Here is a 16126-nt window from a genome sequence, read left to right on the forward strand (position 1 = left end):
CGGCATGAAGGTCGGCGCGGTCATCATCACCATGGGCAACCGCCCCGACGAGCTGCGCGCCCTCCTCGACTCGGTCGCCAAGCAGGACGGCGACCGCGTCGAGGTCGTCGTGGTCGGCAACGGCTCCCCGGTCCCGGACGTCCCCGAGTGCGTCCGCACCATCGAGCTGCCCGAGAACCTCGGCATCCCCGGCGGCCGCAACGCCGGCATCGAGGCCTTCGGCCCCAGCGGCCGTGACGTCGACATATTGCTCTTCCTCGACGACGACGGCCTCCTCGCCCAGCACGACACCGCCGAGCTGTGCCGCGAAGCCTTCGCGGCCGACCCGAAGCTCGGCATCATCAGCTTCCGCATCGCCGACCCCGACACCGGGGTCACCCAGCGCCGCCACGTCCCCCGGCTGCGCGCCTCCGACCCGATGCGCTCCTCCCGGGTCACCACCTTCCTCGGCGGCGCCAACGCCGTGCGCACCCAGGTCTTCGCCGAAGTCGGCGGGCTCCCGGACGAATTTTTCTACGCCCATGAGGAAACCGACCTGGCATGGCGGGCCCTCGACGCGGGCTGGATGATCGACTACCGGTCCGACATGGTGCTGTACCACCCGACGACCGCACCCTCGCGGCACGCGGTCTACCACCGCATGGTCGCCCGCAACCGCGTCTGGCTCGCCCGCCGCAACCTCCCCGCCCCCCTCGTCCCGGTCTATCTGGGCGTCTGGCTGCTGCTCACCCTCGTCCGCCGCCCCTCCCGCTCCGCCCTCAGGGCATGGTTCGGTGGATTCCGGGAAGGCTGGACCACTCCGTGCGGTCCCCGCAGGCCCATGAAGTGGCGTACGGTGTGGCGGCTGACTCGACTGGGCCGACCTCCGGTCATCTGACAAGCTCGACCCTGAGAGCCACAGGGCCGTAACCCGGCCCCAGGTACATGCCAGGCCGGCACAGGCTGCGCATCTCGAAGACGAAAGTTTCAACTGGTGAGTGAGACAACGCACGACGGTTCAGTCGCGGTGAGCGCACCTCCGTCGCCCGACGAGGGACTCACGGCGGGCCAGCTGGCCGCCAAGTACGGGCTGTCCGTGAGCGGCGCCCGGCCCTCGCTGTTCGAGTACATCCGCCAGCTCTGGGACCGGCGGCACTTCATCCTCGCGTTCTCGCGGGCGAAGCTGACCGCCCAGTACAGCCAGGCGAAGCTCGGCCAGCTGTGGCAGGTGGCTACCCCGCTGCTGAACGCGGCCGTGTACTTCTTCATCTTCGGCCTGATCCTGAAGGCCAACCGGGGCATGACCCGCGAGGTGTACATCCCGTTCCTGGTCACGGGCGTGTTCGTGTTCACCTTCACCCAGAGCTCGGTGATGGCCGGCGTCCGCGCGATCTCCGGCAACCTCGGCCTGGTCCGGGCCCTGCACTTCCCGCGCGCCTCACTGCCGATCTCCTTCGCGCTCCAGCAGCTCCAGCAGCTGCTGTTCTCGATGATCGTGCTGTTCGCCGTGGCGATCGGCTTCGGCAGCTACCCGAAACCGAGCTGGGTGCTGATCCTCCCGGCGCTGGCCCTTCAGTTCCTGTTCAACACCGGCCTCGCCCTGATCATGGCCCGTGCGGGTGCCAAGACCCCGGACCTGGCCCAGCTGATGCCCTTCGTGATGCGTACGTGGATGTACGCGTCCGGCGTGATGTTCTCCATCCCGATCATGCTGGCCGACAAGCCGCAGTGGGTGTCGACCGTGCTGCAGTGGAACCCGGCGGCCATCTACATGGATCTGATGCGCTTCGCGCTCATCGACGGCTACGGCCGTGACAACCTCCCCCACCACGTCTGGGCGGCCGCGCTCGGCTGGGCCGTGCTGTTCGCCGTGGGCGGCTTCGTCTACTTCTGGAAGGCGGAAGAGAGGTACGGCCGTGGCTGAGCAGATCACGGATGCCCGCATCCCCACCGTCATCGCCGACGAGCTGCACATCGTCTACCGCGTCAACGGCGCCAAGACCGGCAAGGGCAGTGCCACCGCGGCGCTGAGCCGCATCCTCAAGCGCGGCGAGGAGAGGGGTGTGCGCAAGGTGCACGCCGTGCGCGGCGTCTCCTTCGTCGCCTACCGCGGCGAGGCCATCGGGCTCATCGGCTCCAACGGCTCCGGCAAGTCCACCCTGCTGCGCGCCATCGCAGGCCTGCTCCCGCCGGAGAAGGGCAAGGTCTACACCGACGGCCAGCCCTCCCTGCTCGGTGTGAACGCGGCCCTGATGAACGACCTCACCGGCGAGCGCAACGTCATATTGGGCGGTCTCGCCATGGGCATGTCCCGTGAGCAGATCAAGGAGCGCTACCAGGACATCGTCGACTTCTCCGGCATCAACGAGAAGGGCGACTTCATCACCCTGCCCATGCGCACCTACTCCTCCGGCATGGCGGCCCGGCTGCGCTTCTCCATCGCCGCGGCCAAGGACCACGACGTCCTGATGATCGACGAGGCGCTGGCCACCGGCGACCGCAAGTTCCAGAAGCGCTCCGAGGAACGCATCCGCGAGCTGCGCAAGGAAGCGGGCACGGTGTTCCTGGTCAGCCACAACAACAAGTCGATCCGGGACACCTGCGACCGCGTCCTGTGGCTGGAACGCGGCGAGCTGCGGATGGACGGGCCTACGGACGAGGTCCTCAAGGAGTACGAGAAGTTCACGGGCAAGTAGTCCACCCGGACATGGGCCGTGTGGCCCAGAAGGCTTCCCCGGGCCCCGCCGGAACTGCTCCGGCGGGGCCCGCGTCTGCAAAGGAAACGTCAACTCCGGCTGGTCGCAGGAATCTTGACGCCAATCGGTGTGTTGTTGTGATGTGCAGGACACCCCCACGAGCCTCGCCCCGTTGTACAACGTAAGCTGTACCGGTACCGAAACACGGCAAGTGGGGCGATAAGGCGCGACACCCCTCTCTCCGGGCTGCGGCGCGGACGGCCGGGCGGCGTGTCCGAAATAGTGTGCATTGGGTCGTCGGTGTAGAACGGGAGATGTGACGGCAATGGCTACGGAAACTCCCCAGCTCAACGCAGCAGCCTGTGCCGTCCCCGCCCCGGGCAGTCCACGGTGACGGCAACCCGCCCGCGCGCCGGTGATCCGGAGCGCGGCACCCTCGACAAGGCCGCTGCGGAGAACTTCCCCGTGGCGCCTTTCTTCCTGCCCAGGGCCTGGCGCACCGACCTCATGGCCGTGTACGGCTTCGCCCGCCTCGTCGACGACATCGGCGACGGCGATCTCGCCCCCGGTGGTGCCGACGCCCGTCTGCTCGGCGTGTCGGCCGCGGACGCCGAGGATCGGCTGGTTCTGCTCGACGCCTTCGAGGCCGACCTGCGCCGGGTCTTCGACGGCACCCCGCGCCACCCCCTGCTGCGCCGCCTGCAGCCGACCGTCCGCCGCCGCGCGCTGACCCCCGAGCCCTTCCTCGGTCTGATCGCCGCCAACCGCCAGGACCAGCTCGTCGGGCGGTACGAGACCTACGACGACCTCCTTGCCTACTGCGAACTGTCCGCCAACCCCGTCGGCCGTCTCGTCCTCGCCGTCACCGGCACGGCGACGCCCGAGCGGATCCGCCGCTCCGACGCGGTGTGCACGGCGCTGCAGATCGTCGAGCACATTCAGGACATCGCCGAGGACCTCGGCCGTGACCGGATCTATCTGCCCGCAGCGGACATGAAGCGTTTCCACGTCGAGGAAACCGATCTCGCGGTAAAAACGGCAGGCGCATCGGTGCGCGCACTGGTTGCATACGAAGCCGAACGTGCCCAGAACCTCCTGAATGAAGGCACCCCGCTGGTGGGTAGCGTCCACGGCAGGCTCAGGCTGCTGCTCGCGGGGTTCGTGGCGGGGGGAAGGGCGGCAATCCGTGCGATCGCCGCCGCCGAATACGACGTACTTCCAGGCCCGCCCAAGGCCGGCAAGCTGCAGCTGCTGCGTGAGGTGGGCGTGACTCTGCGAGGAGAGGGGTGATCCGGGCCGTGGAGTCTGCACCACACGTGTCCGCACCGGTACTCGCCGCCTACAGCTACTGCGAGGCCGTCACCGGACAGCAGGCCCGTAACTTCGCCTACGGCATCCGACTGCTGCCGACGTCCAAGCGCCGCGCGATGTCGGCGCTCTACGCGTTCTCGCGCCGCGTCGACGACATCGGCGACGGCGCCCTGACCGGCGACGTCAAGGTGGCCAGACTTGAGGACACCCGGGAGCTGCTGACCCGGATCCGCGACCGTGCGGTCGACGAGGACGACACCGACCCCGTGGCCGTCGCCCTCGCCCACGCCGCCGACGTCTTCCCGATCCCGCTCGGCGGCCTCGACGAACTCATCGACGGCGTCCTGATGGACGTGCGCGGCGAGACGTACGAGACCTGGGACGACCTGAAGGTCTACTGCCGCTGTGTCGCGGGCGCCATCGGGCGGCTCTCGCTCGGCGTGTTCGGCACGGAACCCGGAGCGCGCGGCGTCGAGCGTGCCTCGGAGTACGCCGACACCCTCGGGCTCGCACTGCAACTCACCAACATCCTGCGGGACGTTCGCGAGGACGGCGAGGGCGGGCGCACCTATCTGCCCTCCGACGACCTCGCCAAGTTCGGCTGCTCGGCCGGCTTCAGCGGGCCGACACCACCGGAGGGCTCCGACTTCGCGGGCCTCGTGCACTTCGAAGTGCGTCGGGCCCGCGCCCTTTTCGCCGAGGGCTACCGGCTGCTCCCCATGCTCGACCGGCGCAGCGGCGCCTGTGTCGCCGCCATGGCCGGCATCTACCGCCGTCTCCTCGACCGCATCGAGCGCGACCCCGAGGCCGTGCTGCGCGGCCGGGTCTCCCTGCCCGGACGCGAGAAGGCGTACGTCGCCGTGCGCGGCCTGTCCGGTCTGGACGCCCGGCATGTGACCCGACGGACCGTCAGGAGGCGCGCCTGATGGACATCCCGGTCCAAGGTGATGCCACCGGCGAAAAGCGGCGGGCAACCCTCCGCTGCCGGGCGGCGTCCCTGACTGAGACGACCGGCCGTCCGGTGTTCGAGCACCGGTACAGCGGTCGCGCAGGGGAGGGTGCACGATGACCGACGGCACGCGGCCGCAAGGGCCGCTCGCGGACCTCCCGCAACGCCCGGGGAGGGACGCCGTCGTGGTCGGCGGTGGGCTCGCCGGCATCACCGCCGCGCTGGCGCTCGCAGACGCCGGAGTACGCGTCACCCTGATCGAGGGCCGGCCGAGGCTGGGCGGCCTGGCCTTCTCCTTCCAGCGCGGCGACCTCACCGTCGACAACGGACAGCACGTGTACCTGCGCTGCTGCACCGCCTACCGCTGGTTCCTCGACCGCATCGAGGGAACGGCGCTGGCGCCGCTGCAGGATCGTCTCGACGTGCCCGTACTCGACGTCGACAAGCCCGAGGGACGGCGGCTCGGCAGGCTGCGGCGCGACGCGCTGCCCGTACCCCTGCACCTGGGCCGGAGCCTGGCGACCTATCCGCATCTGTCACTGGCCGAGCGCGCCAAGGTCGGGCGGGCCGCGCTCGCGCTCAAGGGGCTCGACCTCGCCGATCCGACCCTGGACGCCCAGGACTTCGGCGGCTGGCTGGCCGCGCACGGTCAGTCGGCGCGTGCCGTCGAGGCCCTGTGGGACCTGGTCGGGGTCGCCACCCTCAACGCGGTCGCGGGCGACGCCTCACTGGGGCTCGCCGCGATGGTGTTCAAGACCGGTCTGCTGTCCGACCCGGGCGCGGCCGACATCGGCTGGGCGCACGTCCCGCTGGGCGATCTGCATGACCGGCTGGCCCGCAAGGCGCTCGACTCGGCGGGCGTTCGTATCGAGGTCCGTACACGCGTCACCTCCATCTCCTCTGACGAGAACGGACGTTGGAGCGTCCAGGTTCCCGGCGAGACGCTCCGGGTGGACACCGTCGTGCTCGCCGTCGCCCAGCGCGAGGCGTACGACCTGCTGCCCGAGGGCGCCCTCGACGCACCGGAGAACCTGCTGGAGATCGGCACCGCGCCGATCCTCAACGTCCATGTCGTCTACGACCGCAAGGTGCTCACCAGGCCGTTCTTCGCGGCCCTCGGCACCCCGGTCCAGTGGGTGTTCGACCGCACCGAGGCCTCCGGGCTCCGCGGCGGCCAGTACCTCGCCCTGTCCCAGTCGGCCGCACAGGACGAGATCGACGAGCCCGTCGCCGCGCTGCGCGAGCGGTATCTGCCCGAGCTGGAGCGGCTGTTGCCCGCGACGCGCGGTGCGCAGGTGCAGGACTTCTTCGTGACCAGGGAGCGCACCGCGACCTTCGCTCCCACCCCCGGCGTCGGACGGCTGCGGCCCGGCGCCCGTACCAAGGCCCCCGGTCTCTATCTGGCCGGAGCGTGGACCGCCACAGGGTGGCCCGCGACCATGGAGAGTGCGGTCCGCAGTGGCGTGAGTGCGGCCGGCGCCGCGCTGGGCGCCCTGGGCCGGCCCCGCCCCAGCCACCTCTTCAACGTCGAGGAGGCGGCGTGATGCTGAACGAGCGCACGGCGGCAGGCCCCCGCACCCCCGGTACCGCAACAAGAGGAGAGACTGTGCCCACTGTGCCCCCGGCCTCGAAGGCCGCCCAAGAGACCGCGGTGGACGTGGCCGCGCTCCTGGAGCGCGGTAGGACCCTGGCCACACCGGTACTGCGGGCGGCCGTCGATCGCCTGGCCCCTCCCATGGACACCGTTTCCGCCTACCACTTCGGCTGGATCGACGCCGACGGCAACCCCACGGCGGGCGACGGCGGCAAGGCCGTACGCCCCGCCCTCGCCGTGCTCTCCGCCGAGGTCACCGGTGCCGCGCCCGAGGTCGGCATCCCCGGCGCCGTGGCCGTCGAACTGGTTCACAACTTCTCCCTGCTGCACGACGACCTGATGGACGGCGACGAGCAGCGCCGGCACCGCGACACGGTCTGGAAGGTGCACGGCCCCGCCCAGGCCATCCTCGTCGGCGACGCCATGTTCGCGCTGGCCAACGAGCTGCTGCTGGAGCTCGGCACCGTCGAGGCGGGGCGAGCCACCCGCCGTCTGACCACCGCCACCCGCGCCCTCATCGACGGGCAGGCGCAGGACATCTCCTACGAGCACCGCGACCGCGTCAGTGTCGAGGAGTGCCTGGAGATGGAGGGCAACAAGACCGGCGCCCTGATCGCCTGCGCCAGCTCCATCGGCGCGGTGCTGGCCGGTGCGGACGACCGCACCGCCGACACCCTGGAGAGGTACGGCTACCACCTGGGCCTCGCCTTCCAGGCCGTCGACGACCTGCTCGGCATCTGGGGCGACCCGGTCTCCACCGGCAAGCAGACCTGGAGCGATCTGCGCCAGCGCAAGAAGTCCCTGCCGGTCGTGGCCGCGCTCGCGGCGGGCGGCCCCGCCTCCGAGCGGCTCGGCGAGATCCTCGCAGCCGACGCCAAGAGCAGCGACTTCGAAAACTTCTCCGAGGAGGAGTTCGCGGCCCGCGCAGCCCTCATCGAGGAGGCGGGCGGCCGGGAGTGGACCGCCGAGGAGGCACGCCGACAGCACACCGTCGCCGTCGAGGCACTCGATGCCGTCGACATGCCCGAGCGGGTGCGGGCGCAGTTCACGGCGCTGGCCGACTTCGTCGTCGTACGAAAGAGATGATCACCGGGCGAAAAGAGATGATCAGTATCGGTCGAATAGCCCTCGCGTAGTCGCCGGCCGGTGCAGCTGGACACAGCGCACCGGCCGACGGCGGACCCACAGCAGACGCACAGCCTGTAGCACTGCACGAAGGGGAAGCCATGACAGCGACGACCGACGGAAGCACCGGGGCACTGCCGCCCCGGGCAGCCGCGGCCAGCGACACCGACAGTGAGACCCCTGTGGCGGCCGGGGTACACGACGCCGCCGTGCGCGCGGTACGGCGCGCCACCGACTTCCTGCTGGCGAAGCAGGACGCCCAGGGCTGGTGGAAGGGCGACCTCGAAACGAACGTCACGATGGACGCCGAGGACCTGCTGCTCCGTCAGTTCCTCGGGATCCGGGACGAGAGGACCACGACGGCCGCCGCGCTCTTCATCCGCGGAGAGCAGCGCGAGGACGGCACCTGGGGCACCTTCTACGGTGCGCCCGGCGAACTCTCCGCCACCATCGAAGCCTACGTCGCCCTCCGCCTGGCCGGTGACGCGCCGGACGCCCCTCACATGGCCAGGGCCTCGGCCTGGATCCGTGAGCAGGGCGGCATCGCCGCCGCCCGGGTCTTCACCCGGATCTGGCTGGCCCTGTTCGGCTGGTGGAAGTGGGAGGACCTGCCCGAACTCCCGCCGGAGCTCATCTACTTCCCCAAGTGGGTCCCGCTCAACATCTACGACTTCGGCTGCTGGGCCCGGCAGACCATCGTCCCGCTGACGATCGTCTCCGCCAAGCGCCCGGTACGGCCCGCGCCCTTCCCGCTCGACGAACTGCACACCGACCCGGCGAACCCCAACCCGCCCAAGCCCCTTGCTCCGGCGGCGAGTTGGGACGGTGCCTTCCAGCGGCTCGACAAGGCGCTGCACCAATTGCGCAAGGTCGCCCCGCGCCGGCTGCGCAAGGCGGCCATGAACAGTGCCGCCCGCTGGATCATCGAGCGGCAGGAGAACGACGGCTGCTGGGGCGGCATCCAGCCGCCGGCGGTGTACTCGATCATCGCGCTGCGACTGCTCGGCTACGACCTCGAACACCCGGTGATGCGCGAGGGGCTGGCGTCGCTGGACCGTTTCGCCGTCTGGCGCGAGGACGGCGCCCGGATGATCGAGGCCTGCCAGTCGCCGGTCTGGGACACCTGCCTGGCGACCATCGCGCTCGTGGACGCGGGCGTGCCCGCCGATCATCCGCAGCTGGTGAAGGCCGCGGACTGGATGCTGGGCGAGGAGATCGTGCGGCCCGGCGACTGGGCGGTCAAGCGGCCCCAACTGCCGCCGGGCGGCTGGGCGTTCGAGTTCCACAACGACAACTACCCCGACATCGACGACACCGCCGAGGTGGTCCTCGCGCTGCGCCGGGTCAGACACCACGACCCGCAGCGGGTGGAGAGGGCGATCGGGCGCGGCGTGCGCTGGAACCTCGGCATGCAGTCGCGGAACGGGGCGTGGGGCGCCTTCGACGTCGACAACACCAGCCCCTTCCCCAACCGGCTGCCGTTCTGCGACTTCGGCGAGGTCATCGACCCGCCGTCCGCGGACGTCACCGCGCACGTCGTCGAGATGCTCGCGGTCGAGGGCCTCGCCCACGACCCGCGGACCCGGCGCGGCATTCGCTGGCTGCTCGCCGAGCAGGAACCGGACGGGTCGTGGTTCGGGCGCTGGGGCGTGAACTACGTCTACGGCACCGGTTCCGTCGTACCCGCTCTCGTGGCCGCCGGATTCCCGGGCTCGCACCCGGCGATTCGCCGCGCCGTCACCTGGTTGGAGTCCGTCCAGAACGACGACGGCGGCTGGGGCGAGGACCTGCGCTCGTACAAGTACGTCAAGGAGTGGAGCGGCAAGGGCGCCTCGACCGCCTCGCAGACCGCGTGGGCGCTGATGGCGCTGCTGGCGGCGGGCGAGAAGGACTCCAAGGCCGTCGAACGCGGAATCGAGTGGCTGGCGGCCACCCAGCTGGCGGACGGCTCCTGGGACGAGCCGTACTTCACCGGCACCGGGTTCCCCTGGGACTTCTCGATCAATTACCACCTCTACCGGCAGGTCTTCCCGCTCACCGCGCTCGGCCGGTACGTCCACGGCGAGCCCTTCGCCGAGAAGCCCGGGCAGAGCGGGGAGTCCGGGAAACCGCTCGCCGAGGCCAAGGGGAGCTGATGAGCCCACAGCCCGCCCCGGCCCCGCTGCTGATCGCCTGCGCGCTCGGCATCGAGCAGCTCGCCCTGCGCACGAGCGACCGCGGCGGTGCCGGCGGGCCGGTCACCGTGCTCCGTACCGGCATGGGGCCCCGGGCGGCCGAACGCTCCGTCACCCGTGTCCTGGCCGACCCGGCGCTCGATGGGGCCGCCGTGCTCGCCACCGGCTTCTGCGCGGGGCTCGCCCCCGGTATGCACCCCGGCGATCTGGTCGTCGCCGAGGAGACCCGGGATCCGGCGGGAACCATTCCGTGCGTAGGGACCGACCTACTCGTCAAAGAGCTCGTGCGAGCCGTTCCCGGCCGCACCGTCCACACCGGACCGCTCACCGGCTCCGATCATGTCATCCGAGGTCAGGAACGGTCCGATCTTCTCGCAACCGGCGCAATCGCGGTCGACATGGAATCGGCGGCCACGCTTCTGAGCGCCGTACGAACCGGCGAGCGCCCGGTTGCGGCCGTCCGGGTGGTCGTGGACGCTCCAGAACATGAACTCGTCCGGATCGGCACGTTGCGCGGTGGAATATCAGCCTTCCGCGTCCTTCGTACCGTTCTGCCTGCTTTCTACGAATGGCACCGTTCTTTGCTGCTCCCCAGGAGGTGAGCCAGATGGCCATGCCGCTGCGTCAGTCCATCAAGGTCGCTACTTACTTGGCCGAACAGAAGCTCCGCAGGCGGGACAAGTTTCCGCTCATCGTCGAGCTGGAACCGCTCTTCGCCTGCAATCTGAAGTGCGAGGGCTGCGGCAAGATCCAGCACCCGGCAGGTGTTCTCAAGCAGCGGATGCCCGTCGCGCAGGCCGTGGGAGCGGTGCTCGAATCCGGCGCGCCGATGGTGTCCATCGCCGGCGGTGAGCCGCTGATGCACCCGCAGATCGACGAGATCGTGCGACAGCTCGTGGCCAAGCGGAAGTACGTCTTCCTGTGCACCAACGCCATGCTCCTCCGCAAGAAGATCGACAAGTTCAAGCCCTCTCCCTACTTCGCCTTCGCCGTGCACATCGACGGCCTGCGCGAGCGGCACGACGAGTCCGTGGCGAAGGAGGGCGTGTTCGACGAGGCCGTGGAGGCCATCAAGGAGGCCCAGCGGCGCGGCTTCCGCGTCACCACCAACTCCACCTTCTTCAACACCGACACCCCGCAGACGATCGTCGAGGTCCTGAACTACCTCAACGACGATCTCAAGGTCGACGAGATGATGATCTCGCCCGCCTACGCCTACGAGAAGGCCCCCGACCAGGAGCACTTCCTGGGCGTCGAGCAGACCCGCGAGCTGTTCAAGAAGGCCTTCGCGGGCGGCAACCGGCGCCGCTGGCGGCTCAACCACTCGCCGCTCTTCCTGGACTTCCTGGAGGGCAAGGTCGACTTCCCGTGCACCGCGTGGGCGATCCCGAACTACTCGCTGTTCGGCTGGCAGCGCCCCTGCTACCTGATGAGCGACGGGTACGTCCCGACGTACCGGGAGCTGATCGAGGACACCGACTGGGACAAGTACGGCCGCGGCAAGGACCCGCGCTGCGCCAACTGCATGGCGCACTGCGGCTACGAGCCCACCGCCGTCCTCGCCACCATGGGCTCGCTCAAGGAGTCGCTGCGCGCCATGCGCGAGACGGTCTCCGGAAACCGGGAGTGACACCATGACCGCCATCCCCTTGGGCGTTCCCGAGGTACCACTCCGGCCGATCGCCGAGCGACGTGTGTCGCGGCGGATCCAGGTCGGTCCGGTGGCGGTCGGGGGCGGTGCCCCGGTGTCGGTGCAGTCGATGACGACGACCCGTACGTCGGACATCGGCGCCACCCTGCAGCAGATCGCCGAGCTCACGGCCTCCGGCTGCCAGATCGTGCGCGTGGCCTGTCCGACGCAGGACGACGCGGACGCGCTCGCGACGATCGCCCGGAAGTCGCAGATCCCGGTGATCGCGGACATCCACTTCCAGCCGAAGTACGTGTTCGCCGCGATCGAGGCGGGCTGTGCGGCCGTACGCGTCAATCCCGGCAACATCAAGCAGTTCGACGACAAGGTGAAGGAGATCGCGCGGGCCGCCAAGGACCACGGCACGCCGATCCGGATCGGCGTCAACGCGGGCTCGCTGGACAAGCGGCTGCTGCAGAAGTACGGCAAGGCGACGCCGGAGGCACTGGTGGAGAGCGCCTTGTGGGAGGCGTCGCTCTTCGAGGAGCACGACTTCCGGGACATCAAGATCTCGGTGAAGCACAACGACCCCGTGGTGATGGTCAACGCCTACCAGCTGCTCGCCGAGCAGTGCGACTATCCCCTCCACCTCGGGGTGACCGAGGCCGGGCCCGCGTTCCAGGGCACGATCAAGTCGGCCGTCGCCTTCGGCGCGCTGCTGTCGCGGGGGATCGGCGACACGATCCGGGTGTCCCTGAGCGCGCCGCCCGCCGAGGAGGTCAAGGTCGGCATCCAGATCCTGGAGTCGCTGAACCTCAGGCAGCGGCGGTTGGAGATCGTCTCCTGCCCGTCGTGCGGGCGTGCACAGGTCGACGTCTACAAGCTGGCCGACGAAGTCACCGCCGGCTTGGACGGCATGGAAGTGCCGTTGCGGGTAGCCGTCATGGGCTGTGTGGTCAACGGTCCCGGCGAGGCGCGGGAGGCGGACCTGGGGGTCGCCTCCGGCAACGGCAAGGGGCAGATCTTCGTCAAGGGCGAGGTCATCAAGACCGTTCCCGAGTCCAAGATCGTCGAGACGCTGATCGAAGAGGCGATGAAGATCGCCGAGCAGATGGAGCAGGACGGGGCCGCATCGGGCGCCCCCACCGGCACGGGGAAACCGGCAGTGACGGTGAGTTGAAGCGAGGCACGGACCGAGAGGGGGCCCGAGCGTGACGATTCTGGAGAGCATCCGGGGACCACGCGACCTGAAGGCGCTGTCCGAGGCGGAACTCGGTGAACTGTCCGACGAGATCAGGGAGTTCCTGGTGCACGCGGTCGCCAGGACCGGCGGACATCTCGGGCCCAACCTGGGGGTGGTGGAACTCTCCATCGCGCTCCACCGGGTCTTCGAGTCGCCGGTCGACCGCATCGTCTGGGACACCGGTCACCAGAGCTACGTGCACAAGCTGTTGACGGGACGTCAGGACTTCTCCAAGCTGCGCGGCAAGGGCGGCCTGTCCGGATATCCCTCGCGCGAGGAGTCCGAGCACGACGTCGTAGAGAACAGCCACGCCTCCACCGCGCTCGGCTGGGCCGACGGCCTCGCCAAGGCCCGCCAGGTGCAGGGGGAGAAGGGACACGTCGTCGCGGTGATCGGCGACGGGGCGCTGACCGGCGGGATGGCCTGGGAGGCGCTGAACAACATCGCCGCCGCCAAGGACCGGCCACTGATCATCGTCGTCAACGACAACGAACGGTCGTACGCGCCGACCATCGGAGGGCTCGCCAACCATCTGGCCACGCTGCGCACGACCGACAGCTACGAGCGGGTCCTGGCCTGGGGCAAGGACGTACTGCTGCGGACCCCGCTGGTGGGCAACACGATCTACGAGTCCCTGCACGGCGCGAAGAAGGGCTTCAAGGACGCCTTCGCGCCGCAGGGCATGTTCGAGGACCTGGGTCTGAAGTACGTCGGCCCGATCGACGGACATGACATCGGGGCCGTCGAGTCCGCGCTCAGGCGTGCGAAACGCTTCCACGGGCCCGTGCTGATCCACTGCCTCACGGAGAAGGGGCGCGGCTATGAACCCGCCCTCGCCCACGAGGAGGACCACTTCCACACCGTCGGTGTGATGGACCCGCTGACCTGTGAGCCGCTGGCGCCGTCCAACGGGCCGTCCTGGACCTCGGTGTTCGGCGACGAGATCGTGCGGATCGGGGAGGAGCGGGAGGACGTCGTGGCGATCACGGCGGCCATGCTGCACCCGGTCGGCCTCGGCAAGTTCGCGGAGCGGTTCCCGGACCGCGTCTGGGACGTCGGGATCGCCGAGCAGCACGCGGCCGTGTCGGCGGCGGGGCTCGCGACGGGCGGGCTGCATCCGGTGGTCGCCGTGTACGCCACGTTCCTGAACCGTGCCTTCGACCAGTTGCTGATGGACGTCGCGCTGCACCGGTGCGGCGTGACGTTCGTGCTCGACCGGGCCGGCGTCACGGGCGCCGACGGGCCCTCCCACAACGGCATGTGGGACATGTCGATCCTCCAGGTCGTCCCCGGCCTCAGGATCGCCGCGCCACGCGACGCCGACCAGCTCAGAGCGCAGCTGCGCGAGGCCGTGGCCTGCGACGACGCGCCCACCCTCGTGCGGTTCCCGAAGGAGTCGGTCGGGCCGTCGATCCCGGCGGTCGACCGGGTGGGCGGGCTGGACGTGCTGCACCGGTCGGCGCAGGAGGCGGACGTCCTCCTGGTCTCCGTCGGCGTGATGGCCCCGGTCTGCCTCCAGGCGGCCGAGTTGCTGGAAGCACGCGGCATCACCTGCACCGTCGTCGACCCGCGCTGGGTCAAGCCCGTCGACCCCGCGCTCGCGCCCCTCGCCGCACAGCACCGGCTGGCGGCCGTCGTCGAGGACAACAGCCGCTCGTCCGGGGTGGGCGCCGCCGTGGCGCTGGCGCTGAGCGACGCCGACGTCGATGTGCCGGTACGGCGGTTCGGCATCCCGGAGCAGTTCCTCGCGCACGCCAAGCGGGGCGAGGTGCTGGCCGACATCGGGCTCACGCCCGTCGAGGTCGCCGGCCGGATCAGCGCGAGCCTCGCCCTCAAGGAGGCTGAGGACAGGCTGGTCGCCGGCCCGGAGCGGGCCGAGGAGCGCAGGGCCGTGCCCGAGCGCGCCGACGGCAGCCATGACGGTCGTACCGTCGTGCCAGTCAAGGAGAAAGCTGAATGACCACCGAGTTCGACCTCGGCAGACTCCTCGCCGAGCGTGGAGCCGAGCGCTACGAGCTGCACACGAAGTACCTGAACCACCAGCTCCCGCGCATGCTGCACACCATCGGCTTCGACAGGGTCTACGAGCGGGCCGAGGGCGCGTACTTCTGGGACGCGGACGGCGACGACTACCTGGACATGCTCGCCGGGTTCGGGGTGATGGGCCTGGGGCGCCACCACCCCGTCGTCCGCAAGGCGCTGCACGACGTCCTCGACGCCCGGCTCGCCGACCTGACCCGCTTCGACTGCCAGCCGCTGCCCGGGCTGCTGGCGGAGCGGCTGCTCGCCCACAGCCCGCACCTGGACCGGGTGTTCTTCGGCAACAGCGGTACGGAGGCGGTGGAGACCGCGCTGAAGTTCGCGCGGTTCGTCACCGGGAAGCCGAGGATCCTGTACTGCGACCACGCCTTCCACGGGCTGACCACCGGCTCCCTGTCCGTCAACGGCGAGTCCGGCTTCCGGGACGGATTCGCCCCGCTGCTGCCCGACACGGCCGTACCGCTCGGCGATCTCGACGCCCTGGCGCGGGAGCTGAAGAAGGGCGACGTCGCCGCGCTGATCGTCGAGCCGATCCAGGGCAAGGGTGTGCACGAGGCCCCGCCCGGCCATCTCCGGGCCGCCCAGGAGCTGCTGCACCGGCACAAGGCACTGCTCATCGCCGACGAGGTGCAGACCGGGCTGGGCCGGACCGGGGACTTCTACGCCTACCAGCACGAGGACGGCGTCGAGCCGGACCTGGTGTGCGTGGCCAAGGCGCTCTCCGGGGGCTATGTGCCGGTGGGCGCCACGCTCGGCAAGGACTGGATCTTCAAGAAGGTGTACTCGTCCATGGACCGCGTGCTGGTCCACTCGGCGAGCTTCGGGTCCAACGCACAGGCCATGGCGGCCGGGCTCGCGGTCCTGTCCGTCATGGAGAACGAACAGATCGTCGCGAACGCGCGGGCGACCGGGGAACAGCTCAAGTCCCGGCTCGCGGCGCTGACCGACAAGTACGAACTGCTCGCCGATGTCCGCGGCCGGGGGTTGATGATCGGCATCGAGTTCGGCCGGCCCAAGTCGCTGGGCCTGCGCAGCCGATGGACCATGCTGCAGGCCGCGCGCAAGGGCCTGTTCGCCCAGATGGTCGTCGTACCGCTGCTGCAACGGCACCGCATCCTCACCCAGGTCTCCGGGGACCACCTGGAAGTGATCAAGCTGATCCCACCGCTGATCATCGGCGAGCGGGAGGTGGACCGGTTCGTCGACGCCTTCACGGAGGTGATGGACGACGCGCACAGCGGCGGCGGGCTGATGTGGGACTTCGGGAAGACGCTGATCAAGCAGGCGGTCGCCAACCGCTAGACGCGGTGTGAGCGCGGCCCGCGCGGCCTGTCGGCGGGCTTTTGCCTTTCAGGCAAGAAATTTGCCGCAGAGGCAAGGCTCCG

General features: G+C 69.9%; 14 protein-coding genes. All 14 read left to right on the forward strand.

Annotated features, from left to right (window positions below):
• The first annotated feature begins 4 nt into the window (after positions 1-4).
• The 14 genes from POF73_RS09330 to POF73_RS09395 all read left to right on the forward strand — a co-directional run bounded on the left by POF73_RS09330 (position 5) and on the right by POF73_RS09395 (position 16043).
• Entirely contained in the window at positions 5-877 is an 873-nt protein-coding gene (locus POF73_RS09330; protein ID WP_272114217.1) for a glycosyltransferase family 2 protein, read from the forward strand.
• 96 nt (positions 878-973) lie between these two features.
• Positions 974-1903, forward strand: coding sequence for an ABC transporter permease (locus POF73_RS09335; protein ID WP_272114074.1), 930 nt, complete (start codon positions 974-976; stop codon positions 1901-1903).
• Positions 1896-2675: an ABC transporter ATP-binding protein gene (locus POF73_RS09340; protein ID WP_272114075.1), complete on the forward strand. Its 780-nt coding sequence runs from the start codon at positions 1896-1898 to the stop codon at positions 2673-2675. Before POF73_RS09335 ends, POF73_RS09340 begins: the two co-directional genes overlap by 8 nt.
• A gap of 390 nt (positions 2676-3065) precedes the next feature.
• On the forward strand, positions 3066-3965 hold the full coding sequence (hpnC, locus tag POF73_RS09345; protein WP_272114076.1) for a squalene synthase HpnC: 900 nt from the start codon (positions 3066-3068) through the stop codon (positions 3963-3965).
• Entirely contained in the window at positions 3962-4912 is a 951-nt protein-coding gene (gene hpnD / locus POF73_RS09350; RefSeq protein ID WP_272114077.1) for a presqualene diphosphate synthase HpnD, read from the forward strand. Before hpnC ends, hpnD begins: the two co-directional genes overlap by 4 nt.
• Positions 4912-5055: a DUF6380 family protein gene (locus POF73_RS09355; RefSeq protein ID WP_272114078.1), complete on the forward strand. Its 144-nt coding sequence runs from the start codon at positions 4912-4914 to the stop codon at positions 5053-5055. Before hpnD ends, POF73_RS09355 begins: the two co-directional genes overlap by 1 nt.
• The gene (gene hpnE / locus POF73_RS09360) at positions 5052-6479 is read left to right on the forward strand and encodes a hydroxysqualene dehydroxylase HpnE (RefSeq protein ID WP_272114079.1); all 1428 of its coding nucleotides are present in this window, start codon (positions 5052-5054) and stop codon (positions 6477-6479) included. Before POF73_RS09355 ends, hpnE begins: the two co-directional genes overlap by 4 nt.
• Positions 6479-7615: a polyprenyl synthetase family protein gene (locus POF73_RS09365; RefSeq protein ID WP_272114080.1), complete on the forward strand. Its 1137-nt coding sequence runs from the start codon at positions 6479-6481 to the stop codon at positions 7613-7615. The genes hpnE and POF73_RS09365 overlap by 1 nt, the downstream gene beginning before the upstream one ends.
• 140 nt (positions 7616-7755) lie before the next feature.
• Entirely contained in the window at positions 7756-9789 is a 2034-nt protein-coding gene (gene shc, locus POF73_RS09370) for a squalene--hopene cyclase (protein WP_272114081.1), read from the forward strand.
• Entirely contained in the window at positions 9789-10430 is a 642-nt protein-coding gene (locus tag POF73_RS09375) for a 5'-methylthioadenosine/S-adenosylhomocysteine nucleosidase family protein (RefSeq protein WP_272114082.1), read from the forward strand. The genes shc and POF73_RS09375 overlap by 1 nt, the downstream gene beginning before the upstream one ends.
• Positions 10431-10435: 5 nt before the next feature.
• On the forward strand, positions 10436-11458 hold the full coding sequence (gene hpnH, locus POF73_RS09380) for an adenosyl-hopene transferase HpnH (RefSeq protein ID WP_272114083.1): 1023 nt from the start codon (positions 10436-10438) through the stop codon (positions 11456-11458).
• 4 nt (positions 11459-11462) lie between these two features.
• Complete coding sequence (ispG, locus tag POF73_RS09385) at positions 11463-12638, forward strand: flavodoxin-dependent (E)-4-hydroxy-3-methylbut-2-enyl-diphosphate synthase (protein ID WP_272114084.1); 1176 nt, start codon at positions 11463-11465, stop codon at positions 12636-12638.
• A 31-nt stretch (positions 12639-12669) separates the two neighbouring features.
• A complete protein-coding gene (gene dxs, locus POF73_RS09390; RefSeq protein WP_272114085.1) occupies positions 12670-14661 on the forward strand; it encodes a 1-deoxy-D-xylulose-5-phosphate synthase in 1992 nt (663 codons plus the stop codon).
• Entirely contained in the window at positions 14658-16043 is a 1386-nt protein-coding gene (locus POF73_RS09395) for an aspartate aminotransferase family protein (RefSeq protein WP_272114086.1), read from the forward strand. Before dxs ends, POF73_RS09395 begins: the two co-directional genes overlap by 4 nt.
• Positions 16044-16126: the final 83 nt, after the last annotated feature.

It is taken from the genome of Streptomyces sp. HD (genome assembly GCF_028369295.1).
Taxonomy (GTDB): Bacteria; Actinomycetota; Actinomycetes; order Streptomycetales; family Streptomycetaceae; genus Streptomyces.